The organism is Burkholderia sp. BCC1977 (genome assembly GCF_905339595.1).
Lineage (GTDB): Bacteria > Pseudomonadota > Gammaproteobacteria > Burkholderiales > Burkholderiaceae > Burkholderia.
On record NZ_CAJPGQ010000005.1, the window covers coordinates 70,855 to 97,760 of the forward strand.

A 26,906-nucleotide genomic window follows, 5' to 3' on the forward strand; every position below is an offset into this window, starting at 1 on the left:
CTGATAGCGCCGGACCTATCCTGTGATGTTTCGCGCCGCGCCCTTGCGTGGCTCGCGCACCATTGACAGGATGGTTGACCGTATTCGCGTGGCGAAGCGGCTGAGCACCACGTTCGCGCATACCGAGTTATAGCGGAGCGTCGCATCGTCGTGTTACACGGGCGGCGGTTCGAATATGCTCAGGCCGAAGCCGAAGCCGAAGCCGAAGCCGAAGCCGAAGCCGAAGCCGAAGCCGAAGCCGAAGCCGAAGCCGAAGCCGAAGCCGAAGCCGAAGCTGCGTAGCGATAGTGCGGGATGCTTTGCAGGTTTGCGAGCGCCGGGGGAAATCGGTATGCCGGTGACGTAACTTGCGAACAATTGGTCGCACAGTGCGAAGTGGGGCGCGTCGAACGCGGCGACGATCGCATCGGCAAGCAGGCAGAGATATCAGGTGTGGTCTACGAATGAAAGCAGGTGTTCGAGGCTGGGCGCCGTCGATGCTGGTGAGACGGTGAAGAGTAGTCGGTGATCGAGGTGGCAGCTTGGCGCAGGAAGTGATTTCGACACAGGCCAGATTATATTGAGATGATTGACCCCGCAATCATCGTTGACGGAGAAAACACATCCCCCTATCGTTCGCATACTTTATTAGGAATGCGATCATGCGAGAAATGACCTGGTGGGGACTACTACTGTCGATAGTGTTATTTGCCGGATGCAATTCAGTTTCGATGGATGCCACGAAACGTGCCGACCTTCAACACGTCAGTATCTCGAAAAGTGTGAGCGTTCCGTCTGAACCCTATTTCACCGGCAGAGCCGACGCATGGGGTGCGGGAATGGGAGGTGCCGTGGGTGCGGCAATTGCGGCATCAGTGAAGGCTGGTAATCCCGGCCAGCAAATCAGTTATTTCCTGAAGCAGCAACAGATTGACGTCGGCAGCATCGTGAGGGCCGCTTTTGTCCATGGACTTGAATCGGATCCGAAATGGTCTCGACTCATTCGAGACGATGGAGACGCGTATTTTGACCTCAAGGTCAATCTTTATGGGCTCGCCAGTACTCCAAACCCGTTCTCGTCCGATTACAAGCCAATGCTCTCGGTTACTGCGTCGTTGATCGACAAGAACGGCAATGTGCTTTGGCGCGCAACAGACTTTGTGGCAACGCTCAATTCTGCTACGCCGGTGGCGACCTACGCGGCCTTCCTCAGTGAGCCAACTTTGCTCCGAGATGGCTTTGCCGCCGCCGCGGCAGAGATTACACGGACACTCCTGACCAAGATGAACTAATCACCGACTTTTCGAGCCGTTTTTCGGCGCAGGCAGTCCGCTCGCGCTACATTCACTGTCGCCTGTACTGCGCCGCGCGCAAGAAGAAAACCGGCGCATAACACGCCGGCCTCGATTTCAGAACGATGCGGTGACTATCGCGCCGAATTACTGCACCGCGACCGCCGCGAAGTTCTGCCGTCCGAACGGGCTCACGTGATACCCGCTCACGTTCGCACGCGTGAGCGCGGCCGCGGTCGGGTAGCCGAGCGGAATCCACAGCGCCTGGTCGTGGATGATCTTCTGCGCCGATTCGTACAGCTTCGCGCGCTTGCCCTGATCGGCGGTCGACTTGCCGTCGGCGATCAGCTTGTCGAGCTGCGCGTCGCAGAAGCGCGCGAAGTTGATGCCCGACTTCACCGCGTTGCAGCTGAACAGCGGCGACAGGTAGTTGTCCGGATCGCCGTTGTCGCCGGCCCAGCCCATGAACAGCATGTCATGCTGGCCGAGCTTCGCCTGCTTGATCAGCTCGCCCCATTCGATCACCTTCACCTCGGCCTTCACGCCGATCTTCGCGAGGTCGGCCTGCAGCAGTTCCGCGCCGGCCTTCGGGTTCGGGTTCAGCACGCTGCCGGTCGGACGCGTCCAGATCGTCGTCGAGAAGCCGTTCGGGAAACCGGCCGACGCGAGCAGCTGCTTCGCCTTCGCGGGATCGTACGCATACGGCGCGACGTCCTTCGCGTAGCTCCACGTGTTCGGCGGATACGGGTTGTTCGCGGCCGTCGCCGTGTTGTCGAACACCACCTTCAGGTAGGTCGCGCGATCGAATGCGAGGTTCAGCGCCTCGCGCACCTTGTCGTTGTCGAGCGGCTTCTTCTGCGTGTTCAGCGCGACGAACGCGGTCATGAACGCGGGCGTCTGCACGACCTTCAGCGCGCTTTCGCCCTTGGCGGCGAGCACGTCCTGCGGCTTCGGCGACAGCGCGATCTGGCATTCGCCGGCCTTCACCTTCTGCATGCGCACCGAAGCGTCAGGCGTGATCGCGTAGATCAGCCGGTCGACCTTCGGCTTCGTGCCCCAGTAGGCCGGGTTCACGTCGTAGCGGATCAGCGCGTCCTTCGTGTAGCTCTTCAGCACGAACGGGCCGGTGCCGATCGGCTTCGCGTTCAGGTCAGCCTGCTTGCCGGCCTTCAGCAACTGGTCCGCGTATTCGGCCGAGTAGATCGACGCGAAGCCCATCGTCAGGATCGGCACGAACGTCGCGTTCGGCTCGTTCAGCACGAACTTCACCGTGTTGTCGTCGACCTTCGTGACCGACTTCACGAGCTTCACGAGGCCCATCGACTGCGCGTGCGGGAAGCCGCTCGCGCCGGCCACCTTGTGCCACGGGTTCGCGTCGTCGAGCATCCGCGAGAACGTGAACACGACGTCGTCCGCGTTCAGCGGCCGGCCCGGCTTGAAGTAGTCGGTGGTCTGGAACGCGACGTTCGGGCGCAGGTGGAACGTGTACGTGAGGCCGTCGCTGCTGGCTTCCCATTTGTCGGCGAGCGCGGGTACGACCTTCTTCGCGGCTTCGTCGTACGACACCAGCGTATTGAAGATCACGTCGGCCGATGCGTTGGTCGTGACGAGCGAGTTGAACTGCACGACGTCGAAACCGTCCGGGCTCGCTTCCGTGCAGACGGTGAGCGGCTTGGCGGCGGCGAGGCCGGGAGCGGCGAGGGCGGCGGCGAGCGCGGCCGCGGCGAACAGCTTGACGTGCATAGGTTCTCCCACGTGACTTGTGATTTTTGCTGGGTGTCGGAATGCGGGCGCGGCCCGGTAACAGGCGGGGCCGGCGCGGCTGGCGGATAGCATACCGTCAAAGCGCGCGGTGCGTGAAAAAAGGCGCCGGAACGCGGTGAATTGAGCGAAAAACGGCTGCGTTCGCGACGAAATGCGTGCTGGGGCGGCGCAGAGGCGGGGCAGGGAGGCAGGGGGGCGGGGAAGCGAGGAAGCGAGGAACGAGGAGGCGAGGAGGCGAGGCAGGCGGGCGAACAACAGACGGCCGAGATGCGGCCGGGGAGCGCGCCGGTCAACGCGAATCGGCGCGCTTCCTCCGGATCGCCGGAATCGGCAGGATCGCCGCACCGGCGTGCGACGCGTCGTGTGGCCGGCAGGAGGAAGCGGCGCGCGCGGCGTCGTCACGGGGCCGCGGCGCCGAAACCGCACCGCCCGGCGCGAGCGGCGCGCCGGACACCCGATGCACTCAGTGCGCGCCGGCCTTCGGCTTGCGCGGCGCCTTCTCGAACAGGCGGTCGTAGAGCCAGCGCGGCAGCACGTGCAGCAGCTTCGCGACGACGCCCATCTGCCATGGAATCACGCGGAACGCGTGCTGCCGCGCGATCGCACGCGCGGCGCGGGCCGCGAAGCGGTCGGCGTCCATCAGGAACGGCATCCGGTACGGGTTGTGCGCGGTCATCGGCGTGCGGATGTAGCCGGGCGCGATCGTCACGACGCCGACGCCGGCCGGGCGCAACTCGACGCGCAGCGCCTCGAGATACTTGATCGCGGCCGATTTGGACGCGCTGTATGCGCCGGAGCCGGGCAGGCCGCGCACGCCGGCGACGCTCGCGACGCCGACCAGCGTGCCGTGGCGCGCGGCCGTCATCGGGCCGACGAACGGCTCGAACGTCGCGACCATCCCGTAGTAGTTGATGTCCATCACGTTGCGGAACGTGGCGAGATCGCCCTGGCCCGTGACGGCGCCCTGGCTGATGCCCGCGTTCGCGATCACGACGTCGGGGCAGCCGTGCGCGGCGATGAACGACGCGGCGGCCGTCGCGAGCGCATCGGCGTCGCGAACGTCGGCGGAATAGACGGAGACGGACAGCTTGGGGAAGCGTCGCGCGAACGCATCGAGGGCCTCGGTGCGGCGCGCGACGAGCGCGAGCGTGGCGCCCTGGCGGGCGTATTCCTCGGCCATCGCGAGGCCGAGGCCGCTCGACGCGCCGGTGATGAAGACCTTCAGCGGAGTAGTCATGCCGGCGCGCGGGCGGGGATCAGAGCTTCTTGTCCTGAACCTGCTTCACGAGGTAGTCGAGCACTTGAGCGGTGCCCGGGATGCTGTTCGTGTAAGCCGGGCCCGTCTTGTACTTGCCCTGGACGACGATCGTCGGCACGCCGTCGATCGCGTAGTTCTTCAGCAGCTCGGCCGACTGCTTCACCTGGCCCTGCACGCTGAACGAGTTGTACGCGTCCATGAACTGCTTCTTGTCGACGCCTTGCGTCGCCAGGAAGTCGGCCTGCGCCTGCGGCGTCAGCAGGTAGTTCTTCTGCTTGTGGATCGCGTTGAAGATGGCCGGCGTGACCTTCTCCGAGATGCCGAGCGCGGACACCGCGTAGAACAGCTTCGAGTGCGGGACGAAATCGTCACGGAATGCGACCGGCACGCGCTTGAAGTCGATGTTGTTGCCCTGCTTCTTCACCCAGGCCTCGACCGTCGGCTCGAATTCGTAGCAGTGCGGGCAGCCGTACCAGAAGAACTCGATGACCTCGACCTTGCCGGCCGGCGCGGACACCGGCTGCGGCGACTTCATCACCTCGAAGTCCTTGCCGGACACCGGTGCGGCAGGCGTTGCCTGGGCGAAGCCGGCAGCGGCCAGGCCCAGGGACAGAAGGAGCGTGCTAAGCAGTTTTTTCATGTTGTAGACGTCGAATCAGTTGCTCGGGTTACGAAACGTAACGGGTTCTGCGTGGGCGCGGCCGGTTGCTTACTGCTTCGTGAAACGGATCACCGCCGTGTCGACACCTGCATCGGACAAGCGCTGACGGGCCGAGTTCATATCCTCGAATTTCGAGAACGGGCCGACGCGCACGCGGAAATAGGTCACGCCGCTGACATCGCGCTTCGACACCTTCGACTCGAAGCCCTGGAAGCCCAGGCGCGCGCGCTGCTGCTCGGCGTCGCCTTCCGTCTTGTACGCGCCGACCTGCAGGAAGTAGCCGGTGTTCGCGTCGCTTGCGGTCGGCGGCTTCGCTGCCGCGGCGGACGTCGCGGACGGCGCCGGCTTCGGCGTGTTCGCGGCCAGTTGCTGTTGCTGCTGTTTCTGCGCGGCCGCCTGCTGCGCCTGCTTCTGCGCGGCGAAGCGCGCGAGGTCGTCCTCGCCGCCTTGCTGCTGCTGTTGCTGCGCCTGTTGCGTCTTCTTCGGCGGCGGCGGGTTGTCGGCCGGCTTCGGCGCGACGGCGACGCCGTTGCCCGACGACGTGTTGTTCGACGCGGTGGTGTTGCTCGAGCCCGCCGTGCCGGTCGTGCCGTTCGTGTTGCCCGACGGCGGCACTTCGACGATCTGCGGCTCGGGCAGCAGGCCGCCCTGGGTCTGGTTCGCGGCCTGGCCGGGCGCGGTATTGGGCGGCGCGGGCTGCGCGGCCTGCGGCACCGGCTGGCCGGGCGTCTTGCCCTGCAGCGCGCGGTTCGGGTCGAACTGCTGCGGCTGGCTCGCGCCGCTGTCGGCCGGCGGCGGCGCGACCTTCGACACGAACGGCGACGGCGAACGCGTGATGTAGAGCGCCACCACCACCGCGATCGCGAGGCCGACGATCAGGCCCAGCACGATTCCAAGAAATGTCCCTCCGGCTTGTTTCGATTGCTTCGAAGTTCGGCGTGGTTGTGCCATTGCTTGAGTCACCTGCAAAAAGAATCGTGAAAAGGCCGCGGCGGGCATCCGATGGCAGGTGCTCCTGCCGCGGCCATTCGCTGCCCGGTTCGGGCCGCTTACATCTTGGCGGGCGCGGACACGCCGAGCACCGCCAGACCATTCTCGAGCACCTGCCGGGTCGCGGCGAGGAGCGCGGCGCGCGCGTTGCGCGGCGCTTCGTCGTCGACCAGCACGCGCTCCGCATTGTAGAACGAGTGGAATTCACCAGCGAGATCGCGCAGGTAGAACGCGACCGCGTGCGGCGCCAGTTCGTTCGCCGCATGCGTGAGCATGTCCGGATACTCGGCGAGCTTCTGCATCAGCGACACGGCCTGCGGGCTCGTGAGCTGCGACAGGTCGGCGCCCGGCAACTGCGCCGCGTCGACGTTGTAGCGCGACTTCAGTTCGTTGAGCACCGAGCAGATCCGCGCATGCGCGTACTGGACGTAATAGACCGGGTTTTCGTCGTTCTGTTTCAGCGCGAGGTCGATGTCGAACACGAATTCGGTGTCGGCCTTCCGGGAGATCAGGAAGAAACGGACCGCGTCGCGGCCGCGCGTGATGGTCGCCTCGTCGATCTGGTCGGGTGCCGCTTCCTGGCCCGGCGCCGCGCCGCCCGACCATTCGATCAGGTCGCGTACCGTCACGTAGCTGCCCGCGCGCTTCGACAGCTTCACTTCCTGGCCGTCGCGCATCACGGTGACCATCTTGTGCAGCACGTAGTCGGGATAGCCCTTCGGAATGCCGACGTGCAGGCCCTGCAGGCCCGCGCGCACGCGCGCGATCGTGCCGTGGTGGTCGGAGCCCTGGATGTTGATGACCTTCGTGAAGCCGCGCTCCCACTTCGTCACGTGGTACGCGACGTCCGGCACGAAGTACGTGTACGTGCCGTCCGACTTGCGCATCACGCGATCCTTGTCGTCGCCTTCGTCGGTCGTGCGCAGCCACAGCGCGCCGTCCTGCTCGTAGGTCATGCCGGCCTTGATCAGCGCGTCGACCGTCTTCTCGACCCGGCCTTCGCTGTACAGTGACGACTCGAGGTAGTACTGGTCGAACTTCACGCCGAACGCCTGCAGGTCCATGTCCTGCTCGTGACGCAGGTACGCGACCGCGAACTTGCGGATCGCGTCGAGATCGTCGATGTCGCCCGCGCCCGTGACCGGCTCGCCGTCCTTCGCGGCGACCGTCTCGCGGTTCAGGTAGTCGCGTGCGATGTCGGCGATGTATTCGCCGTTGTACGCGGCTTCCGGCCAGCCCGCGTCGCCCGGCTTCAGGCCGCGCGCGCGCGCCTGCGTCGAGATCGCGAGGTTGCCGATCTGCACGCCGGCGTCGTTGTAGTAGAACTCGCGGTGCACCGCGTAGCCCTGGCTCGCGATCACGTTCGCGAGCACGTCGCCGAGCGCCGCCTGGCGGCCGTGGCCGACGTGCAGCGGGCCGGTCGGGTTGGCCGACACGAATTCAAGCAGCACTTGCTTGCCGGTTTCGCGATCCGACGTGCCGAACGCGCGACCCTGGTCGAACACGGCGGCGATCACCGCCTGCTTCGCGGCGGCCGTCAGGCGCAGGTTGATGAAGCCGGGGCCGGCGATGTCGGCCGCGTCGACGAGCCCTTGCGCGGCCGGCTGGGCCGTGAGCGCGGCGACGATCTGCTCGGCGAGCTGGCGCGGGTTCGTGCCGAGCGGCTTGGCGAGCTGCATCGCGACGTTGCACGCGACGTCGCCATGGGCGGCGACCTTCGGGCGCTCCAGCGTGATGGCCGGGGCGACGAACGCCGAGTCGGCGCCTTTCAGCGCGTGTGCGACCTGCGTGACGCTATCCGCGAGCAGGGCTTCGAGGGTCTGTTTGTGAGCTGGCAGCATGCTGGTAGAAGGCTTCGTTGGTGGCGGCCGGAAACGCCGGCCGGCCGGCGCGCTTTTTAAGCGCGCGTTTCAGGGATCGCAGAATTTTAACAGGTGCTAATATGCCGCTCAGGCGCCCCGCGTCCGCGAGGCCGGACGCCGGTCTGCCGGCGTCCCCCCAACCGCGCCGAGCAGGCACAACAAGATGAAAAGGGAATTGTCATGATTACGTTCAAGAGCAAGGCGGCACAGGATCTCGACGTGCTGAAGGATTTCGCCGTATACGTGCTGGGCCTCGTCGGCAAGCAGCTGGGCGAACGCGGTGTCATTACGCACGACGAACTGGACCACGCGATCGCGAAGCTGGAAGGTGCGGTCGCGCAGGCGAAGCAGGAGCGCGCCGAGCACGCCGGCCATTTCCACGAGGACGACGCCGACCACGCGCACCACGAAGTGCCGCCGAGCCTGGCGCAGCGCGTCGCACCGTTCCTCACGATGCTGCGCGAAGCGAAGGCCGGCGAGGCCGACGTGCACTGGGGCTTCTGAGCTTCGTTGCCCGGCTGACGCCGATCGAAAGGTTGGAACGGCAAGAACGAAGGCCCGCACGAAGCGGGCCTTTTCATTTTGTCTGACCAAAAGGGCGGCGAGCCGCCCCCGGTCGCGCGGCTCAGAGCTGCGGCGCGAGCGCGCGGCGCGCGTCGTCGAGCGACAGCGCCATCCGCCGTGCGTAGTCGTCGAGCTGATCCTGCCCGATTTTGCCGACCGAGAAGTACCGGCTGTCCGGATGCGCGAGGTAGAAACCCGACACGCTCGCCGCCGGCAGCATCGCCAGCGAATCGGTCACGCTCATCCCGATCTCCTCCGCCTGCAGCGCGGTGAACATGTCGCGCTTCACGAGGTGGTCGGGGCAGGCCGGGTAGCCGGGCGCCGGGCGGATGCCCGCGTACTGTTCGGCGATCAGCGCATCGTTGTCGAGCGTCTCGCCGCTCGCGTAGCCCCACAGCTCGCGGCGCACGCGCGCGTGCATCGCTTCGGCGAACGCTTCCGCGAAGCGGTCGGCGAGCGCCTTCAGCATGATCGCGCTGTAGTCGTCGTGGTCGGCTTCGAACTGCTTTTCCTTCACGTCGACGCCGAGGCCGGCCGTCACCGCGAACATCCCGATGTAGTCGGCGACACCCGATTCCTTCGGTGCGATGAAGTCGGCGAGCGAGCGGTTCGGGCGCATCACGCCGTCGACCACCGGGCGCACGCTCTGCTGGCGCAGGTTGCGCCACGTGAGCAGCACTTCCGAGCGCGAGTCGTCGGTGTAGATCTCGATGTCGTCGTCGTTGACCGTGTTCGCCGGCAGCAGCGAGATCACGCCGTTCGCGGTCAGCCAGCGGCCCTGGATCAGGCGCGCGAGCATCGACTTCGCGTCGGAGAACACGCGCCGCGCCGATTCGCCGACGATCTCGTCGTTCAGGATCGCCGGGTACGGGCCCGCGAGATCCCAGGTCTGGAAGAACGGGCCCCAGTCGATGTAGTTCGCGAGTTCGTTCAGGTCGTAGTTCCTGAACACGCGGCGGCCGATGAACTTCGGCTTCACGGGCTGGTAGCCCGCCCAGTCGACCTTGGTCTTGTTCGCGCGCGCCTCGGCGAGCGTGACCATCGGCTGCGCCTTGCGGTTCGCGTGCTGGTCGCGGATCCGTTCGTAATCGGACTTCAGTTCGTCGAGATACTTCGCCGCGCCTTCGTCCGACAGCAGGTTCGACGCGACCGACACCGAGCGCGACGCGTCCGGCACGTAGACGACCGGGCCTTCGTAGTGCGGCGCGATCTTCACGGCCGTGTGCACGCGCGACGTGGTCGCGCCGCCGATCAGGAGCGGGATCTTCTTCACGCGGAAGTAGTCGTCGCGCTGCATTTCGGACGCGACGTACGCCATTTCCTCGAGGCTCGGCGTGATGAGGCCCGACAGCCCGATGATGTCCGCGCCCTCGACCTTCGCCTTCGCGAGGATCTCGTTGCACGGCACCATCACGCCCATGTTGACCACTTCGAAGTTGTTGCACTGGAGCACGACCGACACGATGTTCTTGCCGATGTCGTGCACGTCGCCCTTCACGGTCGCGATGACGATCTTGCCCTTCGCGCGCACGTCGCCGCCCGCTTCCGCGAGCAGGCGCTTTTCTTCCTCGATGAACGGGATCAGGTGCGCGACGGCCTGCTTCATCACGCGCGCCGACTTCACGACCTGCGGCAGGAACATCTTGCCCTGGCCGAACAGGTCGCCGACGATGTTCATCCCGTCCATCAGCGGGCCTTCGATCACGTTGATCGGGCGGCCGCCCGCCGCGTCGATCTTCGCGCGCACCTCTTCCGTATCCTCGACGATGAAGGTCGTGATGCCGTGCACGAGCGCGTGCGAGAGCCGTTTCTCGACCGGCTGGTTGCGCCACTCGAGGTTCTCTTCCTTCTTCGCGCCACCCGCCTTGAACTTGTCGGCGATCTCGAGCAGGCGGTCGGTGGAATCCGCGCGGCGGTTCAGGATCACGTCCTCGACGCGCTCGCGCAGCTCCGGGTCGAGATCGGCGTACACGCCGAGCTGGCCCGCGTTCACGATGCCCATGTCCATGCCCGCCTGGATCGCGTGGTACAGGAACACGGTGTGGATCGCCTCGCGCACCGGGTCGTTGCCGCGGAACGAGAACGACACGTTCGACACGCCGCCGCTCACCTTCGCGTACGGCAGGTTCTGCTTGATCCAGCGGGTCGCCTCGATGAAGTCGACCGCGTAGTTGTTGTGCTCCTCGATGCCGGTCGCGACCGCGAAGATGTTCGGGTCGAAGATGATGTCTTCCGGCGGGAAGCCGACTTCGTTCACGAGGAAGTCGTACGAGCGCTTGCAGATCTCGGTCTTGCGTTCATACGTATCGGCCTGGCCGGTTTCGTCGAACGCCATCACGACCGCGGCCGCGCCGTAGCGGCGGATCAGGTTCGCGTGGTGGCGGAACGCGTCCTCGCCTTCCTTCAGCGAGATCGAGTTCACGATTGCCTTGCCCTGCACGCACTTGAGGCCGGCCTCGATCACGTCCCACTTCGACGAGTCGATCATGATCGGCACGCGCGCGATGTCCGGCTCGGAGGCGATCAGGTTCAGGAAGCGCACCATCGCCGCCTGCGAATCGAGCATCGCCTCGTCCATGTTGATGTCGATCACCTGCGCGCCGTTCTCGACCTGCTGGCGCGCGACGGCGAGCGCCTCGTCGAACTGGCCGTTGAGGATCATTCGCGCGAACGCCTTCGAGCCGGTGACGTTGGTGCGTTCACCGACGTTGATGAAGAGGGTCCCGGACGTGACGTTGAACGGCTCGAGGCCGGCAAGGCGCATCATGTGATCGGTCATGGCGGTGCGAATTCGTGTGAGGGAGGGCGGGCGTTGGTGCGGTCGGTCAGGCGGCGTCGCTGTACTGGCTCGGCCAGCGGCGCGGTTTCACGTCGGCGAGCGCCTTCGCGATCTCGGCGATGTGCTCGGGCGTCGTGCCGCAGCAGCCGCCGGCGAGGTTCACGAGCCCGGCCTGCGCGAATTCCTTCAGCAGGCCCGACGTGACGTCCGGCGTCTCGTCGAAGCCGGTGTCGCTCATCGGGTTCGGCAGGCCCGCGTTCGGGTAGCACGACACGTAGGTATCGCACAGCTTCGCGAGCTCGGCGATGTACGGGCGCATCAGCGCCGCGCCGAGCGCGCAGTTCAGGCCGAACGTGAGCGGCTTCGCGTGGCGCAGCGAATTCCAGAACGCCTCGACCGTCTGGCCCGACAGGATGCGGCCCGATGCGTCGGTCACGGTGCCCGAGATCATGATCGGCAGGCGCTCGCCGGTGTCCTCGAACAGTTCGTCGAGTGCGAACAGGGCGGCCTTTGCATTCAGCGTGTCGAAGATCGTCTCGACGAGGAACAGGTCGACGCCGCCGTCGAGCAACGCCTTCGCCTGCCGGTAATACGCGTCGCGCAGTTCGTCGAACGTGACGTTGCGTGCGCCCGGGTCGTTGACGTCCGGCGAGATGCTCGCCGTCTTCGGCGTCGGCCCGATCGCGCCCGCGACGAAGCGCGGTTTGTCTGGCGTCGTGTAGCGGGCGGCCGATTCGCGCGCGAGCCGCGCCGATTCGACGTTCATCTCGACGACGAGGTCTTCCATCCCGTAGTCGGCCTGCGCGACCGTCGTCGCGCCGAACGTGTTGGTTTCGACGATGTCCGCGCCGGCCGCGAAGTACTGGTCGTGGATCTCGCTGATGATCTGCGGCTGCGTGAGCGACAGCAGCTCGTTGTTGCCCTTGATGTCGCGCGGGAAGTCCTTGAAGCGCTCGCCGCGATACGCGGCTTCGTCGAGCTTGTAGCGCTGGATCATCGTGCCCATCGCGCCGTCGAGGATCAGGATGCGCGATTTCAGCAGCGCGGGCAGTGCGGCGCCACGCGTGTAGGGCGCGTCGAGGGGGGCGGAAGCGGCGAGAGGGGTCGCGGACATGGCGGAAGGGCGGCGAAGACGGGAAAACCGTCATTGTAGCCGGTGCGCCGGGGCGCCGCCCGGCCTCGCGCGGCGCGGGCGGCGGCGCCGGCGCGATGCGTGCTCGCGACCGTTGTCCGCCCACCGGCGGCACCAAACGAAAACCCCCGCCCGGCGAACCGGACGGGGGCTTGGATCGGAGTGCTCGCGGCGCCGCCTCAGCGCGGCGAATGGTCCGGCGATGCGCCGGGCTGCGGGTCGTCAATGCAGGACGACGGGCATCATCATCAGGCTGTCGAACTGTCCGAGGAATTCGTCCACTTCGTCGAGCGACGGTTCATCCTCGATCAGCTGCTTCACGTGTGCGCGGAATCGCTCGGCGAGCTCGCCGTCGATGAAGATCTCGCGCTGCGCGTTCTTGTCGACGATTTCGTATCCGCCGGCATTCATCAGATGGTGGCCGGCCTGCGGCGCAAATTCGACGACGCAGTAGTTGGGGCTGTTGTAGATCATTTGCATGGCGGCACTCCTCTTCGCAGTGGCATCTGGCCTTGTTGTCCCGTAGGTGGGGCAGGCCTTGCCGGTTTCAAGGGGCTTGCGCTGCACACCCCGTTCTCCCGTTTGCGTGGGGTGTATCGGGTTAGAAGCCGATATCTATCAAACGTTTCTTATTGTGATCCGGTGTACCGAAATAGTTGTTAAAGAGTGTCATCGGCCATTTTAGCGGGAGCTTTAATCGGTCGAAATTGCCGATCGGTCGATCGTCACGGCGCGGCCGGCGACGATGCGGGCGGCGCAGCCGCTGGCGCGGGCGGTTGCACGGCGGCCGGCGGCGCGGGTTGTGCCGGCTCCACGACCGGTGCGCTGGCGGGTGCGTTCGTTGCGCCTTCCGTCGCGCCGTCGGCCGGTGCACCCGGCGGGGCGAGCCGGCCATGCCACAGCAGCTCGATCTGCGAGCCGTTCGGTTCCGATTGTACGAGCCGCGCGGGCAGCCAGCCGAGCGACGGCGCGAGCCACATGTCGATGCGGCGCGTGTCGCCGTCGCGGCGCGGCAGCCGCATGAAGTGACGTGCGCGGACGATGCCGGCCTGCGTCTGCACGTCCTCGTCGCCGATCACGGTGATCGGCCAGGTCTCGCCGCTGTTGTTGTCGATCACGAAGAACTGTTGCGTGACGCCCGGCTGGTACGCGGACGGATTGCCGCGCACGAGCCCCGACAGCTGCATCAGCATGCTGAAGCGATCCTGCACGCCGTCGGGCAGCGGCGCGTTGTTCGGCGTGCGCGTGAAAACCACCTGGTGCATCTCGCGGTTGAAGATCGCGATGTCCTCCGGCCGCTTGCCGCGCTTCTCGACATAGCGGTCGGGCGCGACGCCGAACGCGTCGATGCGGCCTTCGCTGCGGTAGGTGAACGGGCCGACGAACGGCACGGGCATCGATACCGACAGATCGTAGGTGCGCCCGTCGGTGCGCCAGTGGATCGTGCCGATCATGTTCTGCATCCCGTTGTAGAACGTGTCGTACTGCAGGTCGCCGGACGGCGGCGCCGCGAACTTCACGCCGCTCGTCGCGGGGCCCGGCGTCGCGGCGCCGCTCGCGCCGCCGGCCGATGCCGCGTGCGTGCCGGATGCCTCGGCCGTGCCACTCGCGGCGGAGGCGGCGGCCGGCGGCGGCTCGCCGTGCTCGGCCGTCTGCGTCGACGTGAGGACGGGCTCGGGCGACGGTACGGGCTTCGGCGCGGGCTTCGGTGCGGCGGCGGGCGGCTTCGCCGGCGCCGGCTCGGCCGGATGGTCGACCGGCTTCGGCGCGGGCTGGCGCTCGATCGGCCGCGGCTTCAGCAGCTCGATCTGTACCGGAATCTCGGCGGGCGGGGGCGGCGTGAACGCGTCGCGGTTGCGCATCAGCCACAACGCCGCGAGCGCGTGCAGCACCAGCACGACGACGAGCGCGGCGCCCACGCGCAGCCAGTGGCGGGGCGGGGCGTGGCGAGGACGGGTGTCGGCAGGCGGCATCGGCGGTCGGAGCAAGGTTGGGGCGGTGGTGGTGCGCCGCGCGCAGCGCGCGTCACAGCCATCGGACCGCCGGATGCGCCGCGCGTTCGCGGTGCATCTCGCGGGTGTCGCGCACCCCGCGAGTCAGGCGTCGCGCGCGTCCGGACTATAGCCGAGTTCGTAAGACAGTTTCTGCGCGCAGGCGCGCAGCGCGGTGTCCATCTCGCCGCCCCACGCGATGTCGAACATGCCTTCCTGGCCGAGCGCGACGATCGCGAGCGCGAGTTCGCCGACCGCATCGAACACCGGCATGCAGAACGCATGGATCGTCGGCAGCAGCATCCCTTCGACGCGCGCGGCCTGATGCGCGCGCACGTCGGCGAGCACCGCGTCGACCTCGTCGAGCGTGCGCGGACCGCCGTGATGCGGCGAGCGGCGCGTATCGGCGAGTTCGCGCTCGAGCATCGCCGCGGTCTTGCTGCGCGGCAGGTACGCGGCGAACAGCAGGCCCGTCGCGGAGCCGAGCAGCGGCATCACGTCGCCGAGCTTCAGCGACGCCTTCGCCGGGTGGCTCGATTCCATCCAGTGCACGATCGTCGGCCCCTGGTTGCCCCAGACCGCGATGCCGACCGTCTGGTCGACGCGGTCGCGCAACTCGGTCAGCGCGATCCGCGCGAGCTTCACGCCGTCGACGCGCGCGAGCCGCGCGAGCCCCATCTGCAACGCGAAGCCGCCGAGTTCGTAGCGGCCCGACACGGGGTCCTGCGACACGACGCCGAGCCGCGAGAAGCTGACCAGATAGCGGTGCGCCTTCGCCGGGCTCATGCCCGCGCGCTGCGCGAGATCGCGCAGCATCATCGCGCGCGGCTCGCTCGTCAGCACGTCGAGCAGGCGGAAGCCGACCTCGATCGACTGGATGCCGGAGCGGACCTTCTCGCCGCCTTCGCCGTGCTCGCCGGAGCCGGTGTCGTCGGTGTCGGAATCAGCGAGATCGTCGTCGGGAAGCGGGCTGGCAGGCATGGGCAACGGGGGCGCGGCAAGGCGGCAAGGGTCGGGACGAAAACGGCGTGCACGATCGTGGCGCGCCGCACGGATTCACCATCGTAAAATAGATTCCCTCCATCGTCACTACAACGGCAGATACCCCATGAAACTTGCATCGCTGAAGGACGGCACGCGCGACGGCCAGCTGATCGTCGTGTCGCGCGACCTGCACACCGCGGCGATCGCCGACGCGATCGCACCGACGCTGCAGCGCGTCCTCGACGACTGGGCGTTCTACGCGCCGCAACTGCGCGACCTGTACGACGCGCTGAACCACGGCCGCGCACGCAACGCGTTCGCGTTCGATGCGGCGAACTGCATGGCGCCGCTGCCGCGCGCGTTCCAGTGGGCCGACGGCTCCGCGTACGTGAACCACGTCGAACTCGTGCGCCGCGCGCGCGGCGCCGAGATGCCGCCGGAGTTCTGGACCGATCCGCTGATGTACCAGGGCGGCAGCGACGATTTCCTCGGCGCGCGCGACGACATCGTGTGCCCATCCGAAGCGTGGGGCATCGACTTCGAGGCCGAGGTCGCGGTGATCACCGGCGACGTGCCGATGAGCGCCTCGCCCGACGACGCGCTGAAGGCCGTGCGGCTTGTCACGCTCGTGAACGACGTGTCGTTGCGCAACCTGATTCCGGCCGAACTCGCGAAGGGCTTCGGCTTCTTCCAGAGCAAGCCCGCCACCGCGTTCGCACCGGTCGCGGTGACGCTCGACGAGCTCGGCGACGAATGGCGCGAAGGCCGCGTGCACCGGCCGATGATCGTCCACTGGAACGGCAGGAAGGTCGGCCAGCCCGACGCGGGCACCGACATGGTGTTCCACTTCGGCCAGCTGATCGCGCATGCGGCGAAGACGCGCAACCTGCGTGCCGGCTCGATCGTCGGCTCGGGCACGGTGTCGAACAAGGACGCGAAGCGCGGCTACTGCTGCATCGCCGAGAAGCGCTGCCTCGAGACGATCGAGCACGGCGCGCCGCAGACCGAATTCATGCGCTACGGCGACACCGTGCGCATCGAGATGTTCGACGCGGCCGGCAAGTCGATCTTCGGCGCGATCGAGCAGGCGGTCGCCCCGCCCGACGGCGCGGCCTGACGCACGCGCGAAACCCGGCCCCGGCCCGCGCGCCGGGTTTCGCCTGATGTTTGCCCGCGCGGGCTTGGCTACACTCGATTCAGGCGTTTCAAGAACCCGGGAGCTGCGCATGACCGATCTCGCCGCATACGGCGGTTACGAAGCACTGAAGGTGACGCGCCGCGATCATGGCGTGCTCGACATCGTGATGAGCGGCGAGGGCGCGAACCGCAGCGGCCTCGCGACCGCGAACGAGCGCATGCATCGCGAGCTCGCCGACATCTGGCGCGACGTCGACCGCGATCCCGACACGCGCGTCGCGGTGATCCGCGGCGAGGGCAAGGGCTTTTCGGCGGGCGGCGATCTCGCGCTCGTCGAGGCGATGGCGAACGACTTCGACGTGCGCGCCCGCGTGTGGCGCGAGGCGCGCGACCTCGTCTACAACGTGATCAACTGCAGCAAGCCGATCGTGTCGGCGATGCATGGCCCGGCCGTCGGCGCGGGGCTCGTCGCCGGGCTGCTCGCCGACATCTCGATCGCCGCGAAGGATGCGCGCATCATCGACGGCCATACGCGGCTCGGCGTCGCGGCCGGCGATCACGCGGCGATCGTGTGGCCGCTGTTGTGCGGGATGGCGAAGGCGAAGTACTACCTGCTGCTGTGCGAACCGGTGAGCGGCGAGGAGGCCGAGCGGATCGGCCTCGTGTCGCTCGCGGTCGAGCCGGCCGACCTGCTGCCGAAGGCGTACGAGGTCGCGGAGCGGCTCGCGCACGGGTCGCAATCGGCGATCCGCTGGACCAAGTACGCGCTGAACAACTGGCTGCGCAGCGCCGGGCCGACGTTCGATACGTCGCTCGCGCTCGAATTCATGGGCTTCTCGGGGCCCGACGTGCAGGAAGGCATCCGCTCGCTGCGCGAGCGGCGCCCGCCCGACTTCCCCGGCGACGCACCGTTCTGACGCGCGCTATCATCGAACCAAAGGCCGCCGCGCGCGCCGTGCCGGCCGCTTCGCTCACCCAGTCAACCAGGATGCCCGTATGACGACCGATGCCTCCGGCTCCAATCCTTTCGCCGGCTTTGCCGGTTTCAAGCCTGCCGACATGCTCGACCGGATGTGGGACATGATGCGGATGTCGCCGTTCGGCGGGATGGCGTCGTTTCCCGGCGCTGCGTCGGGGCTGCCGCCGTCGCTGTCGAGCATGTCCGACATGATGGCGCCGCTCACGAGCGTCGAGGAACTCGACAAGCGGATCACCGATCTGCGCGCGGTCGAGCAGTGGCTCAAGCTCAATCTCGGGATGCTGCAGTCCGCGATCCAGGCGCTCGAGGTGCAGCGCGCGACGCTCGCGACGCTGCGCGCGTTCGGCGCGTTCGCGCAAAGCTCGATGTCGGCGGCCGAGGAGGCCGCGGTCGCGGCCGCGCAAGCGGCTTCCGCGCCGCGCGCCGACGCGCAGCAGGCGCCGCATGCCGAGGCAGCCTCCACCGCGGCCGACGCACCGCCGGCAGGCGACGCCGCGCAGCAGGCGTTCGACCCGGCCGGCTGGTGGAACCTGCTGCAGGCGCAGTTCAACCAGCTCGCGAGCCTCGCGATGACGCAGCCGGGCGCGCAGCCTGCGGCGCCGGGCGCCGCCCCGCCCGAGCAGGCCGCACCGACGGCGCGGGCGGAACAGCCCGCAGCGGCCGCGGCCGCCGCGCCGCGCAAGCCGGCCGCGAAGCGCGCGAAGCCGGCCGGCTCGGCCGCGGCGCGCGCGGCGGCCGCTTCGTCGCCCGAAACGCGTCCGCCGAAGCGCTCGACGTGACGCGAACCGGATAGCAGGTCGATCATGCGGCTCGCGCTCGTGCTGATGGGGGGCGGCGCACGCGCCGCCTACCAGGTTGGCGTGCTGAAGGCGCTGGCCGAGATCGCGCGCGAGGCCGATCCGGACCGGCATACGGTGCCGTTCACGGTGGTCTGCGGCTCGTCGGCCGGCGCGATCAATGCGACGTCGATCGCGAGCCACGCGGACGACTTTTCGCACGGCGTGCGGCGGCTGCTCGAATTCTGGGAGCCGCTGCGCGCGGACTACGTGTATCGCACCGACTGGCTCGGTATTGCCGCGGCGGGCGCACGCTGGCTCGCGGCGATGACCTTCGGCTGGGCGGCGCGCCGCTCGCCGCGCGGGCTGCTCGACAACGCGCCGCTCGCGCACCTGCTGCAGCGCGAGCTGAGCTTCCACCGGATCGAGCAGATGCTCGAAGGCCGCCTGCTGCATGCGCTCTCGGTGACGGCGCTCAGCTATTCGAGCGGCCGGCACCTGACGTTCTACCAGGCCGCCGAGCCGATCCAGGCATGGCGGCGCGCGCAGCGCACCGCGCGGCTCGTCGACCTGTCGGCGTCGCACCTGCTCGCGTCGTCGGCCATTCCGTTCGTGTTCCCGGCCGTGCCGCTCGTGCTCGACGGACAGATCGAATACTTCGGCGACGGGTCGATCCGGCAGGTCGCGCCGCTGTCGCCGGCGATCCACTTCGGCGCGGACCGGATCGTCGTCGTCGGCGCGGCCGACGCGCGCCCCGAGATTCCGGCCGCGAACGGCTCGGGGCGGGTGCGCGGTTACCCGACGCTCGCGCAGATCGGCCAACAGGTGCTCGCGAGCGTGTTTCTCGACTCGATCGGCGCGGACATCGAGCGCATCGAGCACATCAACCGGATGATCGAGCACCTGCCGCATCAGGTCGAAGTGGACAGCGGCTGGCGGCACGTCGACGTGCTTGCGATCGCGCCGTCCGAGCGCATCGAGCTGATCGCCGCGAAACACCTGAAGCAGATGCCGGCGACGATGCGCGGGCTGCTCGGCGCGATCGGCGGCAGCCAGCCGGCCGGCGCGTCGTTCGCGAGCTACCTGCTGTTCGAGGCGGCGTTCACGCGCGAACTGATCGAGCTCGGGTACCGCGACGGGCGCGCGCAGCGCGACACGCTGGCGGACTGGATCGCGGGGGCCGACGGCGGCAGCGCGCCGGCGGCCGGCACGCCGCCGGTAGGCGGTCTCGCGACGGGCGAAATACGGGTCTGACGCGTGCGATACAGGTCCGAAGCGGGCGCGGCTTACAAATTGGTTGCTTTTTCGCGACGGCCACCCGCGACCGATCGCCGCACCGCAGTTGGCGGCGCGCGACGGGGCGCGCGTCGCGGAACCGTCATGTGCGCGTGCTATCATGGCCGCCGCCGTATACACCATATCGAGCAGCCCGCCGGTCCGGCTGTCGCACGGGAACCCGTCCGGGAACCGCGTGGCGCCGGGACGGGCTCGCCACCGAGCCGGCCTGCGCCGGCCCCCACATCAGGCACGCGCGGTCGGTTCCGTTCGAGCGGAGCGGGGCTGCGGCGTGCTGCAAGGCGGCGGCGCGGCCGCCTGGCTGCCGGACGCGGAATCTGCGTCCGGGGGCTGGATTCACGCGTAAAATTAAAGTCTTGGCTGCAAAAAGCGCGTCCGCGCGCGTACGCGGCAACAGTCACGTTTAGAGAAGTCGCATTGCGCAGAACAGGGGTGGGACCATCATGAACACCATGCTTTATCCGGAACTTTACAGGTCGCTCGAAGCTGTCCGCTGGGACATGGAGAAGGACATTCCGTGGGACAAGTTCGACGCTTCGCTGCTCACCGACGAGCAGGCGAAGACGATCAAGATGAACGCGATCACCGAATGGTCGGCGCTGCCCGCGACGGAAATGTTCCTGCGCGACAACCAGCACGACAGCGACTTTTCCGCGTTCATGAGCGTGTGGTTCTTCGAGGAGCAGAAGCATTCGCTCGTGCTGATGGAATACCTGCGCCGCTTCCGGCCGGAAATGGTGCCGACCGAAGAGGAACTGCACGCGGTGCGCTTCCAGTTCGATCCGGCGCCGCCGCTCGAGACGCTGATGCTGCACTTCTGCGGCGAGATCCGCCTGAACCACTGGTATCGCTGCGCGGCCGACTGGCACACCGAGCCGGTCATCAAGCACATCTACGAAACGATCTCGCGCGATGAAGCGCGCCATGGCGGCGCCTACCTGCGCTACATGAAGAAGGCGCTGAACAATTGCGGCGACGTCGCGCGCGCGGCGTTCGCGAAGATCGGCGTGCTGATGGCGTCGGCGCGCCGCACCGAGAAGCCGCTGCACCCGACCAACCTGCACGTGAACCAGGCGCTGTTCCCGCGCGACACCGTGCAGTCGCGCCTGCCCGATCCGGAATGGCTCGAGCGCTGGCTCGACGAGCAGATCCGCTTCGACGGCGAGTGGGAAAAGAAGGTCGTCGAACGGATCCTGCACAACCTGTCGATCCTGTTCGAGCGCACGTTCGCGACCGCGCAGGAACTGAACCGCTACCGCAAGGAAGTCACCGGCCGCCTGCAGTCCGAAAGCGGCCCGTCGTCGGCCGCGCAGCCGGCCTGAGGCCGCACGGCGTCGCAGCCGGCGTGAAGCGCCGTCGGTCGCGATCGCCGCAGTGTAGTCACGCATGAAGCCCGCCCGGCCATCCGGCGGGCTTTTTATCTGGCGCCGCCGTGTTCCGTCGCGACGTGCACCGCGCGCCGCTCACGCCATCCGATACCCATCATGTCCGTTACCTTCGAACGCAAGCTGATCACCCGCGACGCCCTGGTTGCCCTGCGCGCTTCGCTGCCTTCGCCCGTCGTGTTCACGAACGGCGTGTTCGACATCCTGCACCGTGGCCACGTCACGTACCTCGCCGATGCGAAGGCGCTCGGCGCATGCCTGATCGTCGGCGTGAACAGCGATGCGTCGGTACGCATGCTCGGCAAGGGCGACGACCGTCCGATCAACCGCGAGGAAGACCGGATGGCGCTGCTCGCGGCGCTGGAAAGCGTCGATTGGGTCGTGAAGTTCGAGGAAAAGACGCCGGTGTCGCTGATCGAGGCCGTCCGTCCGGACATTCTCGTGAAGGGCGGCGACTACGACATGGACGCGCTGCCGGAATCCGCGATCGTGCGCGCCTGGGGCGGGCGTGCGCTCGCGATTCCGTTCGAGCACGACCGCTCGACCACCGCGCTGCTGAAGAAGGTGCGCGCGCAGCAGTCCTGATGCGGGTGCCGCGCCGTCAGGGCGCGGATGCCGCGAGCGGCTCGGCGGCGACGGCCGGCGCGCCGATCGGACCGCCGATCACGGGCTGATCGCTCGCCTGCGCGAGCGGCATTGCGTGCAGCGCATCCGGTTGCACCTGCCGGGACAGCATGCCCGGTTCGCGCGGGCCGGCCGCCGGCAGCGGCCCGAACACGCCGCGCACGGCGACGAACGCAAGCAGGTTCGCGAGAAAGAGAACAGCGATCAGCCAGCGCAGCATCGTCGACACTCCTCGTCGTTGTTCAGTCGTTCAACCGTTCAGTCAGGCCGGCCGCACGGCAGGCGTTGCCGTTGCCGCCGGCGATCGTTCGCGTCGGCCGGGCCGCGTGTGCAGCCGGCTGTCCGCATGGGCGAAACATCGGCGCCCGTTTTCCATCCTCACCGCGACGAAGCCCGCGGCCGGGCATCCGTCGACGCGGCCGGCGCGATCCCGGCCGGCGGCCGGCTTTTCATCCTGCCTGCGCGGCCGTTTCCGCGGCGATCAGCGCCAGCCCGGACAGGATCAGCGCATCGTGCCGCGTATGCGGCAGCGTCAGCGCGCGCGCGACGTCGTCCGCCGCGCCGCCTGCCAGCACGAGCCGCACGGGTGCCTGCCACGCATCGGCGAGATCGCGCCAAGCGCGTTCGATCAGCCCCGCCTGCGCGTACAGGCAGCCGGCCGACAGCGAGCGCGGCGTATCCACCTGGAACGGCTCGGCCTGCTCGAGCGCGAGCAGCCCGCTCGCGATGTCGGTGGTCAGCGTCGGCAACTGCGCGGTGTGCGTGCCGAGCGCGCGCATCATCAGCGCCCAGCCCGGCGCGATCAACCCGCCGGTGAAACGACCGTCCGCTCGCAGCGCTTCGAGCGTTGTCGCCGTGCCGAACGTCGCGATCAGCAGATGCTCGCCCGGAAACGCCGCGCGCGCGCCGATCAAGCCGGCCCAGCGATCGCTGCCGAGCTGTTCGGGCGTCGTATAGCCGTTCGTCACGCCGCATTGCGCGGGTTGCGAGCGGATCGTCGTGCGCGGCAGGCCCGGCCAACGCGCGTCGAGCAGCGCGTCGAGCCGTGCGGCCACGTCGGCGCCCGCGACGTTCGAGATCCATGCGCCATGTGGACGCGGCAGGGCCGACCAGTCGGGATCGGCGCCGCCGTCGCGCGTGTGGCCGAACGCGCCCGTGTCGACGAGCGTGCGCCGCGCGTCGGCGAGCGCCCACTTGATCCGGCTGTTGCCGGCGTCGATCAGCAGATGCGGTTCGTTCATTGCGCTTCGCGCAGCGATACGTCGCCGGCCGCGATCGCCTGCACGCCATCGGGCGTGTCGAGCAGCAGCTGGCCGGTCGCGTCGATGCCCGTCGCGATGCCGCGCGCGCGTTCGACGCCTTGTTCGAGCAGCACGACTTCGCGCCCTGCGTACGCGTGCAGCGCATGCCAGCGCGGCAGGAACGGCGCGAGCCCGTCGGTGCCGAACTGCGCGAGCGCGGGGGTGAGCGCGTTCAGCGCCGCGGCGAGCGTATCGGTGAGGTTGGCCGACGCGCACGCGGCCGACAGCGCGGCCGGCGGCAGGCCGCTCGCGAGCGTCGCTTCGCGCGCGCGCAGCGCATCGACCTGCGCGGCGACGGCTTCCGCGCCGCGCACGTTGATGCCGAAGCCGATCACGACGGCGGTCGCGTCGGCGGTGGTCCACACGGTTTCGATCAGGATCCCGGCGAGCTTGCCGACGATGCGTGGCGTGCCGTCGTCGGTGGCCGTCAGCAGCAGGTCGTTCGGCCATTTGAGCGCGACCCGCGTGCGGGCGTCGAGCGGCAGCGCGGCGAGGCCTTCCGCGAGCGCGACGCCGATCGCGATGCTCAGGCCGCCGAGCGCGTCGACGGGGCGCGGGACGATGCAGCCGACCGAGCACAGCAGCGCGTTGCCCGGCTGCGCGAACCACGGGCGGCCTTGCCGGCCGCGGCCGGCCGTCTGCTCGAACGCGACGCGCACGAGCGGCGCGGGCAATGCGTTCGCGGTGCGCGGCAGCGCCTTGAGGCGCGTCGCGACGTCGGCGTTGGTCGAGCCGGTGGCGGCGACGATGTCGAGCGGCCACGCGCGCGGCGCGGCATCCAGGTGCGCCTCGAGCCGGTTGCGCGCGATGTGCGCGTCGCCGGAATCGGGCGTGTCGGAGGAGGTGGGGGCGTTCATGGCGCCTATTGTAGTAGCGACAGGGGGATGGTGCGTGCCGGGCGGCGCGCGCGACAGGCGGGGCCGGGGGCAGCGGCCCGCACGCGAACTGCGCCGGGCCGTCGCCACGCGGCTTGATGCTTGTTCCAGGCGCGGGGCGAATGGATGGCGGCACGGTGACCGGCATGCACGCCCGCGCCACGCGCATCGGCCGTCGTTGCGGGCGATGCGCGGGAGGTCAGGTCATGGTCGTCGCGCAAGCCGTCATTCCGCCGTCGCGCGTTCGCGCCGGCCCTGGCGACGCACCGTCACGGCGCAACCACCCGATGCTTCAACGCATGCGCGGTCTCGATCCACTGCGCGTGGAATTCGTCCGCGTCGGGCTTGAGCCCCAGCTCGCCGTTGCGATACGCCATCGCGAGCGTCTGCACGGCTTCCGGCAGTTCGTGTTCCGCCGCACGGCGATACAGCGCGAGCGCGCGCGCTTCGTCGCGCGGCACGCCGCTGCCGTCGCGGTACGCATTCGCGAGCATGAAGTCCGCGGCCGGGATGTCCGCGCGCGACGCGCGCTCGAACCAGTGCGCGGCCTGCACGGGATCGGCGGCGGTGCCGTAGCCGCTGCGATAGATCAGCCCGAGGTAATACGCGGCCGCCGGATCGCCCTGTCCGGCCGCCTCGCCGAGCAGCGCGCGGGCGCGCACATAGTCCTTCGGGATGTCGCCGCTGCCGAGCAGCAGTGCCTTGCCGAGTGCCAGCTGCGCGCGCCGTGCGGCCGGCGCGTCGGTTTTCGCATCGGCCTGGGCGGCGGTTTCGAGCCAGCCGCGCCCCTCGTCGCGCAGCCCCGGCTCGCGTGCGTCGACGAGCGCGATGCCGAGCGCCGCCTGCGCATCGCCCGACCCGCGGCGCGCGAGGGTGCGCAACTGCGCGAGCGCGTGCGGCTCGACGGCCTGCGCGACCATCGCCTGCCATTCGTCGAGCTGCGCGGCGCTCGGCGCGGGGCCGGCGGCGCGCCAGCCGGTCGCCGCGACGACGGCCGCGACGGTCACGGCCGCCGCCGCGAGCAACGCGGCCGGCGGGAGTTTCGCGCGCAGCAGGCGTCGCGCGGCGGCGGTGAAGCCGGCCTCGGCCGGCCGCATCGTCCGGATCGGTTGCATCGCGGGTCTCGTGGTCATTGCGTGAGGTCGATCTCGTAGATGGCGAGGTTCTTGCCCGAACCGTCGTCGGCCGCGACCTGCGCGAGGCCGCTCAGGCCGGCCGCCGCCGCGTCGCCGAGGTGGTTCGGCGCGGACGTGAACTGCACGTGCGCGACCGAGCTCGCGAGCTTCGTGAAGCGCCAGCTGCGCTGTGCGCCGTCCGCCGCGCGCGTGATCGCGCCGCGCTTCTTGATGAACGAGATCAGCACGTCGCGGTTCGCGTCGGGCGACGCGAAGATCGTCTTGCTGCCGTCGAGGCCCGGGAAATTGCCGCCACCGCTCGCGCGGTAGTTGTTGGTCGCGACGATGAACTGCGCGTTCGGGTCGATCGGCACGCCCTTGTACGTCAGGTTCCTGATGCGGCTGCCGACCGGCTGCGTGACGTCGATCTCGTACGCGAGATCGGCGGACGTGAACATGTCGAAGTTGTAGCCGGGGAAGCTGCTGACGAGCGGCTGCACGGTTGCCTGGGTCGGGTCGATCGTGTTGAAGCGCTTCGCGGCCGTCTCCAGCCAGTTCTTCACGTCGCTGCCGCTCACCTTTACCGCATACACGGTGTTCGGATACAGGTACAGGTCGGCCGCGTTGTTGATCGCGAGCGCGCCCGGCGCGACGTCGGTGTAGTCGCTGCCGCCGCCGAAGCCGCTCTTGAACGGCGCGCTGACCGACAGCACCGGCAGCGACGCGTATTGCGGCAGGTTCGCCTGCACGTAGGTCTTCACGTAGTCGGCCTGCGCCTCGTTGACGATCTGGATCGCGCCGGGATCGCCGACGTCCGCGAAGTACGAATTCATCCGGTAGTCGGTCGAGCCGATCGGCGTCTTCACGTAGTCGATCGTCGCCTGGTGCTCGGCCGCGATCGCGGCGGACACCGACGGATCGGCGGCGACGTAGCTCTTGTCGGCGTTCTGGATCGGCCGCGCCTCGACGGTCGTCAGCGACTTGTCGACGCTCCACGTCTTGCCGTCGAACTTCAGGCCGAGCTTGATCACGCCGAGATGCTTGCCCCAGTAGTTGGCCATCACGGTCGGCACGCCGTTGACGGTGCCCTTCGCCTTGTCGACGCCCGGCAGGTTGAACTGCGCCACGGTGCTGTTCGCGTCCGGGAACACCTGGTGCGAGTGGCCGATCAGCATCGCGTCGATGCCGGGCACCTTCGACAGCCACCAGCTGCCGTTTTCCATGGTCGGCGAATACGTCGAGTTGTCCAGGCCGCCGTGCGAGATCGCGACGACGAGGTCGGCCCCCTTCGCGCGCATCTCCGGAATGTACTTCTCGGCCGCTTCCTTCAGGCCGGTCGTGTAGACCTTGCCGTCGAGCCAGCGCTTGTCCCAGCTCATGATCGCCGGCGGCGTGAAGCCGATGATGCCGACCTTCACCGGCGCGCTGACCGTCTTGCCGTCGGGCGTGACGGCCGTCACCGTGCGGGTCAGGATCGTGTACGGCGTGAACAGCGGCGCGTTGGTCTTCGCGCTGATCACGTTCGCGAGCACCTGCGGGAAGTTCGGGCCCGCGCACTTCTTCTGCTGAGCGGGGGCCGGCAGCCCGTCGACGTCGAACGTGTTGCCGGTCACCTGCGACAGGTACGGCAGCCCGTAGTTGAACTCGTGGTTGCCGATCCCGCCACCGTCGAACTTTGCGGCGTTCATCACCTTGTAGATCGCGAGCGTCTGGTCGCAGCCGATCGGGTTCACGAGCGCCTGGTAGTCCGACAGCGCGGTGCCCTGGATCGTGTCGCCGTTGTCGAGCAGCAGCGTGTTCGGATACTGCGCGCGCGCCTGCGCGATCAGCGTCGACACGCGCTCGAAACCGAGCGACTTGTCGGCGGCGAGCTTGAAATAGTCGTACGACAGCACGTTGGTGTGCAGGTCGGTCGTTTCGAGCAGCGCGAGCGTGGCCGTCGTGCCGGCGGGCGCCTGGGCCTGCGTCTGCGACGACGGAGCGGTGACGTCGTCGCCGCCGCAACCGGCGAGGGCGAAGGCGAGGCTGGCGAGCGCGGCGGCGGCGGTCACGCGGCGGCGGGAAAGCGGGGGGAGACGCATCGATTGTCCTGTTCGGTGTTCTGTTCTATGAATCGCGAGACGCGCAGCGAGATGGCGGCGCGGGTGCCGACGGCCTGACGT

General features: G+C 68.4%; 24 protein-coding genes. 8 read left to right on the plus strand and 16 right to left on the minus strand.

Annotated features, from left to right (window positions below; translation table 11 throughout):
- Positions 1 to 153: 153 nt before the first annotated feature.
- The gene (locus U5771_RS06400) at positions 154 to 357 is read right to left on the minus strand and encodes a hypothetical protein (protein ID WP_322023203.1); all 204 of its coding nucleotides are present in this window, start codon (positions 355 to 357) and stop codon (positions 154 to 156) included.
- A 284-nt stretch (positions 358 to 641) separates the two neighbouring features.
- On the opposite strand from U5771_RS06400, the gene U5771_RS06405 reads away from it, so the two are divergent.
- Positions 642 to 1,271, plus strand: coding sequence for a hypothetical protein (locus tag U5771_RS06405; protein ID WP_322023204.1), 630 nt, complete (start codon positions 642 to 644; stop codon positions 1,269 to 1,271).
- A 147-nt stretch (positions 1,272 to 1,418) separates the two neighbouring features.
- On the opposite strand, the gene U5771_RS06410 is transcribed toward U5771_RS06405, so the two are convergent.
- The 5 genes from U5771_RS06410 to argS form a co-directional block, all read right to left on the minus strand.
- On the minus strand, positions 1,419 to 3,014 hold the full coding sequence (locus U5771_RS06410) for an ABC transporter substrate-binding protein (RefSeq protein WP_322023205.1): 1,596 nt from the start codon (positions 3,012 to 3,014) through the stop codon (positions 1,419 to 1,421).
- Positions 3,015 to 3,498: 484 nt separating this feature from the next.
- Complete coding sequence (locus U5771_RS06415) at positions 3,499 to 4,272, minus strand: SDR family oxidoreductase (protein WP_322023206.1); 774 nt, start codon at positions 4,270 to 4,272, stop codon at positions 3,499 to 3,501.
- A 19-nt stretch (positions 4,273 to 4,291) separates the two neighbouring features.
- Positions 4,292 to 4,933 carry a thiol:disulfide interchange protein DsbA/DsbL gene (locus U5771_RS06420; RefSeq protein ID WP_322023207.1) on the minus strand — a complete coding sequence of 214 codons (642 nt, stop codon included), beginning with the start codon at positions 4,931 to 4,933 and terminating at the stop codon, positions 4,292 to 4,294.
- A 69-nt stretch (positions 4,934 to 5,002) separates the two neighbouring features.
- Positions 5,003 to 5,905 carry an SPOR domain-containing protein gene (locus U5771_RS06425; RefSeq protein WP_322023208.1) on the minus strand — a complete coding sequence of 301 codons (903 nt, stop codon included), beginning with the start codon at positions 5,903 to 5,905 and terminating at the stop codon, positions 5,003 to 5,005.
- 98 nt (positions 5,906 to 6,003) lie between these two features.
- Positions 6,004 to 7,785 (minus strand): arginine--tRNA ligase, encoded by a 1,782-nt coding sequence (argS, locus tag U5771_RS06430; RefSeq protein ID WP_322023209.1) that lies wholly within the window; start codon positions 7,783 to 7,785, stop codon positions 6,004 to 6,006.
- A gap of 201 nt (positions 7,786 to 7,986) precedes the next feature.
- Here argS and U5771_RS06435 point away from each other — a divergent pair, with 201 nt between their 5' ends.
- Positions 7,987 to 8,310, plus strand: a complete 324-nt coding sequence (locus U5771_RS06435) for a DUF1840 domain-containing protein (RefSeq protein WP_009693452.1) — start codon at positions 7,987 to 7,989, stop codon at positions 8,308 to 8,310.
- A gap of 121 nt (positions 8,311 to 8,431) precedes the next feature.
- Here U5771_RS06435 and metH read toward each other — a convergent pair whose 3' ends face one another.
- The 5 genes from metH to U5771_RS06460 all read right to left on the minus strand — a co-directional run bounded on the left by metH (position 8,432) and on the right by U5771_RS06460 (position 15,253).
- Positions 8,432 to 11,149, minus strand: a complete 2,718-nt coding sequence (metH, locus tag U5771_RS06440) for a methionine synthase (RefSeq protein WP_322023210.1) — start codon at positions 11,147 to 11,149, stop codon at positions 8,432 to 8,434.
- Positions 11,150 to 11,195: 46 nt separating this feature from the next.
- Positions 11,196 to 12,263, minus strand: a complete 1,068-nt coding sequence (locus U5771_RS06445) for a homocysteine S-methyltransferase family protein (protein WP_322023211.1) — start codon at positions 12,261 to 12,263, stop codon at positions 11,196 to 11,198.
- 240 nt (positions 12,264 to 12,503) lie between these two features.
- Positions 12,504 to 12,761: a DUF3567 domain-containing protein gene (locus U5771_RS06450; RefSeq protein ID WP_006477667.1), complete on the minus strand. Its 258-nt coding sequence runs from the start codon at positions 12,759 to 12,761 to the stop codon at positions 12,504 to 12,506.
- A 245-nt stretch (positions 12,762 to 13,006) separates the two neighbouring features.
- Positions 13,007 to 14,254, minus strand: coding sequence for a DUF3108 domain-containing protein (locus tag U5771_RS06455; protein ID WP_322023212.1), 1,248 nt, complete (start codon positions 14,252 to 14,254; stop codon positions 13,007 to 13,009).
- Between the two features lie 123 nt (positions 14,255 to 14,377).
- Positions 14,378 to 15,253, minus strand: coding sequence for an IclR family transcriptional regulator (locus tag U5771_RS06460; RefSeq protein WP_124615098.1), 876 nt, complete (start codon positions 15,251 to 15,253; stop codon positions 14,378 to 14,380).
- Between the two features lie 127 nt (positions 15,254 to 15,380).
- On the opposite strand from U5771_RS06460, the gene U5771_RS06465 reads away from it, so the two are divergent.
- The 6 genes from U5771_RS06465 (at position 15,381) to rfaE2 (ending at position 21,414) form a co-directional block, all read left to right on the plus strand.
- Positions 15,381 to 16,373 carry a fumarylacetoacetate hydrolase family protein gene (locus U5771_RS06465; RefSeq protein WP_322023213.1) on the plus strand — a complete coding sequence of 331 codons (993 nt, stop codon included), beginning with the start codon at positions 15,381 to 15,383 and terminating at the stop codon, positions 16,371 to 16,373.
- 109 nt (positions 16,374 to 16,482) lie between these two features.
- A complete protein-coding gene (locus tag U5771_RS06470; RefSeq protein WP_175909246.1) occupies positions 16,483 to 17,310 on the plus strand; it encodes an enoyl-CoA hydratase/isomerase family protein in 828 nt (275 codons plus the stop codon).
- A gap of 79 nt (positions 17,311 to 17,389) precedes the next feature.
- Positions 17,390 to 18,151 (plus strand): PhaM family polyhydroxyalkanoate granule multifunctional regulatory protein, encoded by a 762-nt coding sequence (locus U5771_RS06475; protein ID WP_322023214.1) that lies wholly within the window; start codon positions 17,390 to 17,392, stop codon positions 18,149 to 18,151.
- A gap of 24 nt (positions 18,152 to 18,175) precedes the next feature.
- A complete protein-coding gene (locus U5771_RS06480; protein WP_322023215.1) occupies positions 18,176 to 19,402 on the plus strand; it encodes a patatin-like phospholipase family protein in 1,227 nt (408 codons plus the stop codon).
- A gap of 485 nt (positions 19,403 to 19,887) precedes the next feature.
- Positions 19,888 to 20,766 (plus strand): ferritin-like domain-containing protein, encoded by an 879-nt coding sequence (locus U5771_RS06485; RefSeq protein ID WP_322023216.1) that lies wholly within the window; start codon positions 19,888 to 19,890, stop codon positions 20,764 to 20,766.
- A 162-nt stretch (positions 20,767 to 20,928) separates the two neighbouring features.
- Complete coding sequence (gene rfaE2, locus U5771_RS06490) at positions 20,929 to 21,414, plus strand: D-glycero-beta-D-manno-heptose 1-phosphate adenylyltransferase (RefSeq protein WP_322023217.1); 486 nt, start codon at positions 20,929 to 20,931, stop codon at positions 21,412 to 21,414.
- Positions 21,415 to 21,430: 16 nt separating this feature from the next.
- On the opposite strand, the gene U5771_RS06495 is transcribed toward rfaE2, so the two are convergent.
- The 5 genes from U5771_RS06495 to U5771_RS06515 form a co-directional block, all read right to left on the minus strand.
- A complete protein-coding gene (locus U5771_RS06495; RefSeq protein ID WP_322023218.1) occupies positions 21,431 to 21,673 on the minus strand; it encodes a hypothetical protein in 243 nt (80 codons plus the stop codon).
- A gap of 229 nt (positions 21,674 to 21,902) precedes the next feature.
- Positions 21,903 to 22,694 (minus strand): type III pantothenate kinase, encoded by a 792-nt coding sequence (locus tag U5771_RS06500; protein WP_322023219.1) that lies wholly within the window; start codon positions 22,692 to 22,694, stop codon positions 21,903 to 21,905.
- A complete protein-coding gene (locus tag U5771_RS06505; protein WP_322023220.1) occupies positions 22,691 to 23,611 on the minus strand; it encodes a biotin--[acetyl-CoA-carboxylase] ligase in 921 nt (306 codons plus the stop codon). The genes U5771_RS06500 and U5771_RS06505 overlap by 4 nt, the downstream gene beginning before the upstream one ends.
- 287 nt (positions 23,612 to 23,898) lie before the next feature.
- Complete coding sequence (locus U5771_RS06510; protein WP_322023221.1) at positions 23,899 to 24,744, minus strand: tetratricopeptide repeat protein; 846 nt, start codon at positions 24,742 to 24,744, stop codon at positions 23,899 to 23,901.
- A 14-nt stretch (positions 24,745 to 24,758) separates the two neighbouring features.
- Entirely contained in the window at positions 24,759 to 26,825 is a 2,067-nt protein-coding gene (locus tag U5771_RS06515; protein ID WP_322023222.1) for a bifunctional 2',3'-cyclic-nucleotide 2'-phosphodiesterase/3'-nucleotidase, read from the minus strand.
- Between the last annotated feature and the right edge of the window lie 81 nt (positions 26,826 to 26,906).

Coding starts and splice junctions, on each gene's coding strand:
- U5771_RS06405 (WP_322023204.1), top strand. CDS start 642: ATGCGAGAAATGACCTGGTGGGGACTACTACTGTCGATAGTGTTATTT.
- U5771_RS06410 (WP_322023205.1), bottom strand. CDS start 3,014: ATGCACGTCAAGCTGTTCGCCGCGGCCGCGCTCGCCGCCGCCCTCGCC.
- U5771_RS06415 (WP_322023206.1), bottom strand. CDS start 4,272: ATGACTACTCCGCTGAAGGTCTTCATCACCGGCGCGTCGAGCGGCCTC.
- U5771_RS06420 (WP_322023207.1), bottom strand. CDS start 4,933: ATGAAAAAACTGCTTAGCACGCTCCTTCTGTCCCTGGGCCTGGCCGCT.
- U5771_RS06425 (WP_322023208.1), bottom strand. CDS start 5,905: ATGGCACAACCACGCCGAACTTCGAAGCAATCGAAACAAGCCGGAGGG.
- argS (WP_322023209.1), bottom strand. CDS start 7,785: ATGCTGCCAGCTCACAAACAGACCCTCGAAGCCCTGCTCGCGGATAGC.
- U5771_RS06435 (WP_009693452.1), top strand. CDS start 7,987: ATGATTACGTTCAAGAGCAAGGCGGCACAGGATCTCGACGTGCTGAAG.
- metH (WP_322023210.1), bottom strand. CDS start 11,149: ATGACCGATCACATGATGCGCCTTGCCGGCCTCGAGCCGTTCAACGTC.
- U5771_RS06445 (WP_322023211.1), bottom strand. CDS start 12,263: ATGTCCGCGACCCCTCTCGCCGCTTCCGCCCCCCTCGACGCGCCCTAC.
- U5771_RS06450 (WP_006477667.1), bottom strand. CDS start 12,761: ATGCAAATGATCTACAACAGCCCCAACTACTGCGTCGTCGAATTTGCG.
- U5771_RS06455 (WP_322023212.1), bottom strand. CDS start 14,254: ATGCCGCCTGCCGACACCCGTCCTCGCCACGCCCCGCCCCGCCACTGG.
- U5771_RS06460 (WP_124615098.1), bottom strand. CDS start 15,253: ATGCCTGCCAGCCCGCTTCCCGACGACGATCTCGCTGATTCCGACACC.
- U5771_RS06465 (WP_322023213.1), top strand. CDS start 15,381: ATGAAACTTGCATCGCTGAAGGACGGCACGCGCGACGGCCAGCTGATC.
- U5771_RS06470 (WP_175909246.1), top strand. CDS start 16,483: ATGACCGATCTCGCCGCATACGGCGGTTACGAAGCACTGAAGGTGACG.
- U5771_RS06475 (WP_322023214.1), top strand. CDS start 17,390: ATGACGACCGATGCCTCCGGCTCCAATCCTTTCGCCGGCTTTGCCGGT.
- U5771_RS06480 (WP_322023215.1), top strand. CDS start 18,176: ATGCGGCTCGCGCTCGTGCTGATGGGGGGCGGCGCACGCGCCGCCTAC.
- U5771_RS06485 (WP_322023216.1), top strand. CDS start 19,888: ATGAACACCATGCTTTATCCGGAACTTTACAGGTCGCTCGAAGCTGTC.
- rfaE2 (WP_322023217.1), top strand. CDS start 20,929: ATGTCCGTTACCTTCGAACGCAAGCTGATCACCCGCGACGCCCTGGTT.
- U5771_RS06495 (WP_322023218.1), bottom strand. CDS start 21,673: ATGCTGCGCTGGCTGATCGCTGTTCTCTTTCTCGCGAACCTGCTTGCG.
- U5771_RS06500 (WP_322023219.1), bottom strand. CDS start 22,694: ATGAACGAACCGCATCTGCTGATCGACGCCGGCAACAGCCGGATCAAG.
- U5771_RS06505 (WP_322023220.1), bottom strand. CDS start 23,611: ATGAACGCCCCCACCTCCTCCGACACGCCCGATTCCGGCGACGCGCAC.
- U5771_RS06510 (WP_322023221.1), bottom strand. CDS start 24,744: ATGCAACCGATCCGGACGATGCGGCCGGCCGAGGCCGGCTTCACCGCC.
- U5771_RS06515 (WP_322023222.1), bottom strand. CDS start 26,825: ATGCGTCTCCCCCCGCTTTCCCGCCGCCGCGTGACCGCCGCCGCCGCG.